The organism is Anaeromusa sp., from assembly GCF_028691475.1.
Lineage (GTDB): Bacteria > Bacillota > Negativicutes > Anaeromusales > Anaeromusaceae > Anaeromusa.
On record NZ_JAQUZF010000076.1, the window covers coordinates 3,744 to 12,999 of the forward strand.

Genomic DNA, 9,256 nt, shown 5'->3' on the forward strand with positions numbered 1-9,256 from the left:
CTAACAAAGGCTGGAAACAGGCTTTGAAGGACAATGCTGGGTTGGCTAACGGCTTGAATGTGGTGGATGGCAACGTAACTTACCAAGGAGTTGCCGAAGGCTTGGGCCTGCCCTATGTACCGGCAGCTAAATTTTTGGACTAAAGAAATATAGAGGAAGAAGCAAACCTCCTATTGTAGGTATTGAAGTCCTACAATAGGAGGTTCTTTTTTTAATTAAGCCTGGAAAAATAACTATATCTTGTGTATAATTATATTGTTAGTACTACATATGGATGGGGTGGCGAAGATGAAAAGCCTATGCGTGGAAGATGTGCAAGTAGAAGCGGCGGCATGCCTGAGTGACGAAGAAATCGAATTGTATGTGCGCAGTGAAATTGAGCAGTGGCGCAGTCAAGATAAGGAGCTTGCTTCTCTTTCCTTGCAAGTGGAGGGACAAGACGTAGTGATTGAAGCGGTGGAACGAGCGCCGATTTCCCGAGTGCGACGTATTACCGGCTACTTGAGCAACGTGGAGAACTTCAACGGTGCGAAACGCGCTGAGTGCGGCGATCGTTACCGGCACTGTCAATAAAACAGGAGCCATTGATTTATTCGCATCTCGCGCTAAAACAGCTCTTTTTCCGTCAGACATTGTCAGAAAGCCTCGGAATAGCTTCACTATTCCTGCGTTTTCTTCCTCGTTTGACGAAAAAATTTCTTGTTTTATCGGAGTGTTCATTAAATCAGTGGCTCCTGAAAAGTAGAAAAGGTTGTGGCAGCTTTTATTTAAGTTGCTGCAATCTTTTTTCTTTTATTTCGTAATCCTCCTGCGAGCCCTCCGGTTCTCCCGTGACTCTTGTTCAATCCTAACCTCGTCGAACCCTCCCTTTACTCCATCTACTCCTGTTCAAATTTCATGTCCCGTTATCCTTGTCGATAGTAAATGCCGAAGGTATGCCTAGGATATTCCCATTTTTTTAGATGAGGGCATATAGTGCGGCAAGTACCGCATTCCAGGCAGCCAGCGTAGTCGAAATTCAAGGTGCCTGTTTCATCTAAGGTGTACAGCAGTGCCGGGCAGACGATAAGACAGGGCTTAGCTTGGCAAGCGGCGCATTGTTCTGGATCAATGACGATGTGAGCGTTCTTTTCATCGGCTTTAATCTTATCTAGATTTAATAGATGATCAATATCTTCTTTTTGAATGCTCATAAGGCGCGAACCCCCTTCCAAAGATCCTTGAGCAGTGTTCCCAGGCTTATGTGCGCTTGTAAAACTTCCTTCATCGCTTTGGGCATGGAGGGAGGCACAGCGCCGTCAACATGGAACATCGTATGCAGCATGGCGTTGGCCATGGCCGGATAGGTGCTGACCATGCGTGGATTTCCCAATAATTCAGGCCAGCCAGCCAAGATTTTCATGGTGGGAAGCAGGCCGCACTGTTGCAGTTCGGCCAGATATTGAGAGCCTAGCGCTTGCGGCGACTCGCTGGCGAGAATGGCCCGGGCGGCTGCTATGCCGCTGACAATGGCTAAGTCCATGCCGCGAATGATCGTGCCGGTATTGATCACAAAGCCGGCAGCGTCGCCGACCAGCAAGAGTCCGGGCCGATGCAGCGAAGGGGGCATGCCGCGCCAGCCTGCTTCAGGAACGAGGTGAGCGCCGTATTCAACGGTGGCTCCGCCAGCCAACAAGGGATAAATGGCGGGATGCATCTTGAATTCTTGGAATAATTCGGCTAACGGTCGATTTTGTTTGGCCGCTTCTTCGGGATGAAAAACTAGACCGAGAGAAAGCGATTCTTTATTGGTATAGAGAAAACCGCCGCCGGGAATGCCCGCCGTGCCGCCGGCAATGACCCGGGCGGCCCCTTGGCCGGAGGCAACCTGGAAACGTTCTTCAATGACGTTGGCGGGCAGAGAAATAACTTCTTTGATGCCGACGCCTACCTGTTGCGCCGGGAGTTTAGGACGAAGTCCGGCCGTTTCCGCTAGTTGCCCTAAAACGCCTTCGGCAATTACGACAGTGTCCGCTTCAACGGTATCGTCTCCGGAACGTACGCCGGTGACGCGGCCGTCTTGCCATAGAATCTCGTCGATTTTGATGCCGTCGACCAAAGTGGCGCCGCCCTGCTCTTCCGCGTAGGCTGCGAGCCATTCGTCAAAAGGAGTGCGTAATACGCTGCAGGAGTGGGGGATATCCGAATGAAGAGCTGGTTCGAAAAAATCCAAACAAAAGCCGCGATCTTGGTCCAGCATCATAATTTGCTCGCGTACGATGGAGCGTTCCAGCGGCGCTTTAGCAGTCAAACCTGGTTCCAGCAGTTCCAAAGCGTAAGAATATAAGCGTCCGCCGGAGAGGTTTTTGCTGCCTGTAGGCAGGCCGCGCTCTACAAGGAGTGCTTTTTTGCCTCCTTTGGCCAAGGTGTGCGCACAAGCGCTGCCAGCGGGTCCAGCACCGATAATAATTACGTCAAAACGGAATGTCCTCATTCCCGAGCCCCCTTCCTATTTGACAGAAGAACGATAGAAAAAAGAATACATCTTTTAATTTTTATAATTATCTGTGCAATGCTTATTTCCTGCTTGTAATAGGTCTTGTTCATGAATTAACTTAGAAGGGTGTGCGAAAAGTGATTTTATTCCGGCATCTTCCTGCAAGGTTTCTTGCATGGAGGCGAGGGATACGTTACAATTTGAAAAGAGAATGAATTTTTGGAGGAATGAAATGGAGCTGGACAGGCGGGTGCCTTTGCAAGCCAAGATTGTTGGTTTGGTGTTTTGTGTCGTAGCTGCTGTTATTATGGTGACTATGCTGTTGATTTCGCGCAGCATTAATACAGATATTAAAAACTCGATTGGCTCCCAAGCTATGAGCGCGGCTCGCATGGTGGCGAAAGACTCGGTTGTGCGGGAAGGGCTGACAGGCAAACGGGACCCTAAGGACATTCAAGTCTACGCTCAGGATATGCTGGAAGCGGCGCAAGTCCGCTTTATTGTTGTCACCGATATGGCCGGAATTCGATACTCGCATCCCAATCCGAAATTGGTTGGTCAGCGCTTGACTGGCGGCGACGAGGGGGATGCTCTTTCTGGTTATGAGTATATTTCGGAGGCGGAAGGTACGCTGGGATATTCCTTGCGCGCCTTCACTCCGGTATATGATGAGGAGGGGCGGCAAGTCGGCTCGGTTCTCGTGGGCATCTTGCTTACGCATGTGCAGGAATCAGTGAGAGAGGCTTTGAAGGTTTTAGTTGTAGCTTCCGCATTGGGTCTGGTAATTGGCATTACTGCAGCGTGGCTGTTGGCCCGTAATATTAAAGAGATACTCTTTGGGCTGGAGCCGTGGGCTATTGCGAAGCTGTTGGAAGAACGCAATGTCATGCTGCAGTCGGTGCGCGAGGGCGTTATTGCCGTGGATGCGGACGGGAGGATTACTGTCATTAATAGTGAAGCTAGGCGTTTGCTGCGGCGGGCTGGCTGGACGGGCGATCCGATTGGCAGGGAAGTGGAGTCCTGCATGCCCGGTTCCGGCCTGCAAGTAGTTATGGAAGCGGGTAAAGCAGACTTGGATAGGGAACAGGAGCTTTACGGCATTCCTATTGTAGCCAGCCGTGTGCCCCTTTGGGTGGAGGGGCGCGTAGTGGGAGCCGTGGCTACTTTCCGTGATAAAACGGAGTTAAAACGCTTGGCGGAGGAATTGACAGGCGTGCAAGCCTATGTCGATGCGTTGCGTTCGCGGGGGCACGAATTTATGAATCAGCTTCATGTCATTCTGGGGTTGGTGCAAATGCGACATTATGAGCAGCTGCGAGCGTATATTAGTCGCATTGCCTCGGATTCGCAAGAAGAGGTCTCCTATGTGGATCGGCGCATACGAGATTCCGTGTTGGCTGGGTTTGTTTTGAGCAAGCTTAGTTTGGCCCGGGAGCGGGATATTGAAATGTGCTTGCATGAAGATACGGAAGTGGATGTTTGTTTTGACGAAGATACGGCGCACGAGTTAGTGACGATTTTAGGGAATTTGATTGAAAATGCGCTTGATGCGGTCAAGCATTCTGCGCGTAAGGAAGTCATGCTGGCTTTAAGTACGGATGCCAGCGGTTTATATATGGAAATCGAAGACAGCGGTCCTGGGATTCCGAAAGAAATTCAAGAGACGTTATTTGTGCAAGGCGTTTCCACAAAGGCGGCGGATCGCGGTTTTGGCTTGGCGCTGGTACAGCGAAGCCTGGCGCGGTTGGAGGGGACCATTCAATTTTCTCCGGCGTCGCAAGGGGGAACTGTCTTTTCCGTTTTCATTCCGTCGCGACCGGAATGGCAATACGATAATAGTTGAGCTCAGAGACTAAAGAAAGCGAGTGAGGACGATGATTCGAGTTTTAATTGTGGAAGATGACCCGATGGTTTCAGAGTTGAACCGGTGCTATCTGGAGCGGATTGAAGGCTTTCAATTGGCCGGAATCTGCCGGGATGGGGAAGAAGCGCTGCACTTTTTGCGTGAAAACAAGGTGGACTTAGTCTTGTTGGATGTGTTCATGCCAGGCATGAATGGCTTAGAACTGCTGCACAAGGTGCGGCGCGAAGGGCATGGCGTGGATGTTATTTTGGTGACTGCCGCGAGAGAACAGCGCAGCATTCAAGAAGCGCTGCGGCAGGGGGCTATTGATTATCTGATTAAACCGTTTCAATTTCTGCGCTTTCAGACGGCCTTGCTGGATTTCAAAAAACGTCAGGAGTGGCTGCGGCGGGAAGTCCCTGTCAATCAAGGGGAATTGGACCGACTTTTGCAGCGGGGCAGCCGGGTGACGGAAGAGGGCGGCGAATTGCCTAAAGGCCTTGATCGCAACACGATGAAACGCATTTGGGAGGCTATTTGCCAAGTAGATGGTGAGTTTACGGCAGAAGAAATGGCAAAGCTGGTAGGGATTTCGCAGGTTTCTATTCGTAAATACTTAAAATACCTGCAGCAGATGGAATTGTTGCTGTTTGAGATTCATTACGGCTCGATTGGTCGTCCCTTATATCGTTATCGTCAAAATGCGGAAGCTACCGTGCCTTCATTTCTTGTATAAGATGTTGTTTTAGTTCTTTGTACTTAGAAAAGTTACTTATATTGGATTTTATTCTCTGATCGCTTACAATAAAAAAGCAATGTATATACTCTCCTCCAAAGTTTTCGCATAGCATGATGGATTTGCTGTGCGAAGACTTTTTTGTTTTCGTTTAGAAAGATATAGTATAGGGTGTTGCTTTTTATGCTTTTATTCGTTATAATACTACAAGTGTAGAGCTTGGAGAGATGTCCGAGTGGTTGAAGGAGCACGCCTGGAAAGCGTGTGTAGGGGAAACTCTACCGAGGGTTCGAATCCCTCTCTCTCCGCCATTTTTTTGCGGAAGAAATTTTATAATATGTGGCTGTGGATGTTTCCAGGGCCGGACCACGGTAGCCATTGGGTCCTGCGCAATAGGAACTCATGAACCCCGCCAGGTCCGGAAGGAAGCAACGGTAAGTGGGCCCTCTTATGTGCCGCAGGAGCGCCTGGTGACTGCCGTGGTCCGACCTTGTAAACAAAACAATTTCAAGTAATCGAAAGCAACCCAATGTGGTTGCTTTTTTCGCTATATGTAGTGAAAGGAGGAACCGCTATGGCCTATATTGCGTTGTACCGCCGCTGGCGTCCGCAAGATTTTGACAGCCTGGTAGGACAGGAGCATATTCGTGTTACCCTGGAAAATGCCATACGCTCTGATAAGATTGCGCATGCCTATCTTTTTGCAGGCCCCCGCGGGACTGGCAAGACCAGTACGGCGAAGATTTTTGCCAAGGCGCTAAACTGCGTACAGGGACCGACGCTGCATCCGTGCAATACCTGCTCTTCCTGCGTAGGGATTACCGACGGTTCTTCCATGGACGTAGTGGAAGTGGATGCGGCCTCCAATCGTGGTATTGACGAAATCCGCGATTTGCGGGAAACTGTGAAATTTGCACCGGTAGAAGGAAAATATAAAGTCTACATTATTGATGAAGTGCATATGTTGACCACAGAAGCCTTTAATGCGCTTTTGAAGACCTTGGAAGAGCCGCCAAGCCATGTGGTTTTTATCCTAGCGACAACAGAGCCTCATAAGATTCCGGCGACAATTCATTCGCGTTGTCAGCGCTATGATTTTCGGCGGATTACCCAGGGAGACTTGTTGGTGCGTCTGCAGGAGGTAGCCGCTGCAGGAGGCATGAATGTCGAAGAAGATGCCTTGCGGCTTATCGCAGCCCAGGCCGATGGCGGGATGCGGGATGCGCTAAGCTTGCTGGATCAATGCGCCTCGATGGCGGCGGACGGACATGTTTCCGAAGCGTTAGTGCGTAATCTGTTAGGATTGGTAGGACACGAATGGGTCTGGAGCATGACGGAGCGTCTGGGGAAAAAAGACGCGGCGGCATTGCTGGAAGGCTTGGAAGAAATGCTGTCTATGGGGCGGGAAGCCAAACAAATGGCAGTGGAATGGGCTGGCTATTTGCGTGATGTCATGCTGTATCAGGCGGCGCCTGGTATGGAAAAATGGCAGGACTGCAGTGGCAGCATGCGAGAAAAGCTGGCAGAGCATGCGAAACAATTGCCCCAAAGTGCGATCATGCAGGCAGTGCGTCGGCTGGGTGAGGCGATTCAAGAGGCTCGCTGGGCCGTAGATGCTCGGATTCCGCTGGAAATGGCGTTGTTAGCATTATGCCGAGGCGAGGCGGAGAACGGCGATTGGGACGGCTTGGCGCAACGGGTGCAGGCTTTAGAAACGGCTCTAGCGCAGGGGGGGGCTGCTTCGCCGCTGAGAACGGCTCCGGAACCTTCTGCGCCGGTCAGGCGCTTTGAGGCGCAGCCAGAGCCGGTAAGAAGATCGGCAGCGCCTGCTGTGGATAAGGTGACGAGAGCGACTCCTCCAGCAGCAACTCCTTCGGCTGCAGTTGTGTCGGCGGCTAAACCCACTGTGGCTGCGGCAGCTTCGCCAATTTCCGGAGATTTATGGCAGCAATTTTTAAAGCGTCTTATGAGCAGCGGGAAACGCTCTGTATACGCCTGTGTTTCGCAAGGACAGTTAGTAAAGGCGGAAGCAGGGGTCGTTATGCTGCAGTTTGCAGCGGCGTTTCCTTGTGAAAGGACGGCTAAGGATGATTATCGGGAGATTGTAGAAAATTTATTTGCAGAACTTTGTGGTCATCCGGTACAATTACAATGTGTCCAGGGTGTTGCGGGAGCGGCGCCAGCGGCGGTCAAGACGACGCCGACAGAGCCGGATTGGGGAAATCCGGCTCTGAGAGAAGCGATGAAGATGTTCCCTGGGAAAGTGCTCCCACAGGAAAAAAAGGAGGATGTATAATGTTCGGAGGCGGAAACATGGGCCAAATGGCCGGCATGATGAAAAAAGTGCAAAAGATGCAGGCGGAAATGGCTAAAATGCAAGAAGAGCTCAAGAAGCGGACCCTTGAGGTCAGCGCCGGCGGCGGAGCGGTAAAGGTAGTCGTGACTGGTGAAAAGAAAGTGGTTTCGATTAAAATTGCTCCTACTGCGGTAGATCCGGAAGACGTGGAGATGCTGGAAGACTTGGTGACGGCTGCTGTTAATGAAGCCTTAACCAAGGTGGACGATCTTATGGCGCAGGAAATGGGCAAGTTGACTGCCGGCATGAATTTGCCGCCAGGACTGCTCTAAGATGCAGTACATTGCTCCCTTGGCCAAGTTAGTAGAACAATTTCGTTCTTTGCCGGGAATTGGCGCTAAGTCGGCTGTGCGTCTAGCTTATCATGTATTAGAGATGGACAAAGGCAAGGCGGAAGGCTTGGCTAAGGCGATCTTAGAAGCGAAGGCCAAGGTGACGTACTGCAGCATTTGCTTTAACATCACCGATCAGGATCCTTGCGCAATTTGCCAAAGCGAGGGGCGGGACCGCAGCGTTCTCTGTGTCGTCGAAGAACCACGGGATGTCATGGCGATGGAACGAACGCGAGAGTTTCGCGGGCTGTACCATGTGCTGCACGGGGCATTATCTCCCTTAGAAGGGGTAGGTCCTGACAATATTCGCATTAAAGAGCTTCTGCAGCGCGTAGGCGCAGCACCGGTATCGGAAGTAATCATGGCGACGGATCCGGATGTGGAGGGGGAAGCAACCGCCATGTATGTGGCTAAGCTATTAAAGCCGCTTGGTATTTCCGTAACCAGGATTGCTCACGGCTTGCCGGTAGGCGGCGATTTGGAATATGCTGATGAGGTTACCTTGGGTAAAGCGCTGGAAAATCGGCGTTCTATGTAGCGTGTAGACTAAAACCGCACAAGAGCTTTAACAGCGCTCTTGTGCGGTTTATTGCAGAAAAGAGAGGTGGCAGTTATGTCTTTCAGTGTAATTCTTGCGTTTGCGGTGGGGTTGTTGGCGCTGTATATCTTGTTCCGCGTCTTTACCTTGCCTGTACGCATTTTTTGGAAGCTACTATATAATGGTATTTTAGGCGGCATCTTGCTCTGGCTGTTTAATTTGGCGGGAAGCCTAGTAGGGTTTAAGCTGGCCATTACTCCGATCACCGCATTAATTGCCGGGTTCTTTGGCTTGCCAGGGGTTGTGTTATTGGTGCTTTATCAGCTGTTTACGCATTAATTACCAGAGTGAAAAGAAAAGTTGTCAATTGTGGTTGACAGAGGGTGCGCCGCAATGGTATACTCATCAGCGTCGCTTCGGGAGCGCCCAGGCAGCCGGCAACAGACGCAGCGCAAGCAGCGAATGAAAAAGCCGGTTGACAAAAAAGAAGCAATGTGGCATAATAAACCACGTTGCCGCTGAGAACAACAAGCGACACAAGTGCTCCTTGAAAACTGAACGATGCAAACAAGCCAGATGTGCGAGGCAACCTTTACCGCAAGGTGAAGGAAGTCATTAAAAATTTCTTTTTTAAACTAAGAGCTGACATCAGTTCTTCGATTTTATCGGAGAGTTTGATCCTGGCTCAGGACGAACGCTGGCGGCGTGCTTAACACATGCAAGTCGAACGGTCCAAAGCTTAACACCGAGAATATACTGCTTGGGAAAGCCAAGCGGTAGCGAGTGAAACGAGCTACCACGCATACATAAAGTGCTTATCAAGCAAACGTGTTTTGGGTGTTGAGCTTTGGATAGTGGCGAACGGGTGAGTAACGCGTAGGCAATCTGCCTTCTAGATGGGGACAACATCCCGAAAGGGGTGCTAATACCGAATGTTGTAGTATTTCCGCATGGAGATGCTACTAAAGGTGGCCT

The 9,256-nt window shown here is 50.6% G+C and carries 9 protein-coding genes, 1 tRNA gene, 1 rRNA gene, 1 other RNA gene and 1 pseudogene; 11 read left to right on the plus strand and 2 right to left on the minus strand.

Features of this window, described 5'->3' with window-relative positions; genetic code table 11:
• A pseudogene (locus tag PHF27_RS14340) lies at nt 1–143 on the plus strand (alanine dehydrogenase); the annotation flags it as partial.
• Between the two features lie 145 nt (nt 144–288).
• On the plus strand, nt 289–573 hold the full coding sequence (gene nrdD / locus PHF27_RS10100) for an anaerobic ribonucleoside-triphosphate reductase (RefSeq protein WP_300069376.1): 285 nt from the start codon (nt 289–291) through the stop codon (nt 571–573).
• Between the two features lie 332 nt (nt 574–905).
• Here nrdD and PHF27_RS10105 read toward each other — a convergent pair whose 3' ends face one another.
• Nucleotides 906–1,193: a 4Fe-4S dicluster domain-containing protein gene (locus PHF27_RS10105; protein ID WP_300069379.1), complete on the minus strand. Its 288-nt coding sequence runs from the start codon at nt 1,191–1,193 to the stop codon at nt 906–908.
• A complete protein-coding gene (locus PHF27_RS10110) occupies nt 1,190–2,473 on the minus strand; it encodes an FAD-dependent oxidoreductase (protein WP_300069382.1) in 1,284 nt (427 codons plus the stop codon). The genes PHF27_RS10105 and PHF27_RS10110 overlap by 4 nt, the downstream gene beginning before the upstream one ends.
• 235 nt (nt 2,474–2,708) lie before the next feature.
• On the opposite strand from PHF27_RS10110, the gene dcuS reads away from it, so the two are divergent.
• The 9 genes from dcuS to PHF27_RS10155 all read left to right on the plus strand — a co-directional run.
• Nucleotides 2,709–4,319, plus strand: a complete 1,611-nt coding sequence (gene dcuS, locus PHF27_RS10115; RefSeq protein ID WP_300069384.1) for a DcuS/MalK family sensor histidine kinase — start codon at nt 2,709–2,711, stop codon at nt 4,317–4,319.
• A 31-nt stretch (nt 4,320–4,350) separates the two neighbouring features.
• Complete coding sequence (locus PHF27_RS10120; protein ID WP_300069387.1) at nt 4,351–5,055, plus strand: response regulator; 705 nt, start codon at nt 4,351–4,353, stop codon at nt 5,053–5,055.
• Between the two features lie 221 nt (nt 5,056–5,276).
• A tRNA-Ser gene (locus PHF27_RS10125) sits at nt 5,277–5,366 on the plus strand.
• Nucleotides 5,367–5,431: 65 nt separating this feature from the next.
• An RNA gene (ffs, locus tag PHF27_RS10130) (signal recognition particle sRNA small type) lies at nt 5,432–5,531 on the plus strand.
• Nucleotides 5,532–5,629: 98 nt separating this feature from the next.
• A complete protein-coding gene (dnaX, locus tag PHF27_RS10135) occupies nt 5,630–7,351 on the plus strand; it encodes a DNA polymerase III subunit gamma/tau (protein WP_300069390.1) in 1,722 nt (573 codons plus the stop codon).
• Nucleotides 7,351–7,683: a YbaB/EbfC family nucleoid-associated protein gene (locus PHF27_RS10140; RefSeq protein WP_300069393.1), complete on the plus strand. Its 333-nt coding sequence runs from the start codon at nt 7,351–7,353 to the stop codon at nt 7,681–7,683. The genes dnaX and PHF27_RS10140 overlap by 1 nt, the downstream gene beginning before the upstream one ends.
• A 1-nt stretch (nt 7,684) precedes the next feature.
• Nucleotides 7,685–8,281, plus strand: a complete 597-nt coding sequence (recR, locus tag PHF27_RS10145) for a recombination mediator RecR (protein WP_300069395.1) — start codon at nt 7,685–7,687, stop codon at nt 8,279–8,281.
• A 75-nt stretch (nt 8,282–8,356) separates the two neighbouring features.
• Nucleotides 8,357–8,620, plus strand: coding sequence for a pro-sigmaK processing inhibitor BofA family protein (locus PHF27_RS10150; RefSeq protein ID WP_300069398.1), 264 nt, complete (start codon nt 8,357–8,359; stop codon nt 8,618–8,620).
• Nucleotides 8,621–8,943: 323 nt separating this feature from the next.
• Nucleotides 8,944–9,256 (plus strand): 16S ribosomal RNA (locus PHF27_RS10155); the annotation flags it as partial.

Coding starts and splice junctions, on each gene's coding strand:
- PHF27_RS10120 (WP_300069387.1), top strand. CDS start 4,351: ATGATTCGAGTTTTAATTGTGGAAGATGACCCGATGGTTTCAGAGTTG.
- dnaX (WP_300069390.1), top strand. CDS start 5,630: ATGGCCTATATTGCGTTGTACCGCCGCTGGCGTCCGCAAGATTTTGAC.
- PHF27_RS10140 (WP_300069393.1), top strand. CDS start 7,351: ATGTTCGGAGGCGGAAACATGGGCCAAATGGCCGGCATGATGAAAAAA.
- PHF27_RS10110 (WP_300069382.1), bottom strand. CDS start 2,473: ATGAGGACATTCCGTTTTGACGTAATTATTATCGGTGCTGGACCCGCT.
- PHF27_RS10105 (WP_300069379.1), bottom strand. CDS start 1,193: ATGAGCATTCAAAAAGAAGATATTGATCATCTATTAAATCTAGATAAG.
- recR (WP_300069395.1), top strand. CDS start 7,685: ATGCAGTACATTGCTCCCTTGGCCAAGTTAGTAGAACAATTTCGTTCT.
- nrdD (WP_300069376.1), top strand. CDS start 289: ATGAAAAGCCTATGCGTGGAAGATGTGCAAGTAGAAGCGGCGGCATGC.
- dcuS (WP_300069384.1), top strand. CDS start 2,709: ATGGAGCTGGACAGGCGGGTGCCTTTGCAAGCCAAGATTGTTGGTTTG.
- PHF27_RS10150 (WP_300069398.1), top strand. CDS start 8,357: ATGTCTTTCAGTGTAATTCTTGCGTTTGCGGTGGGGTTGTTGGCGCTG.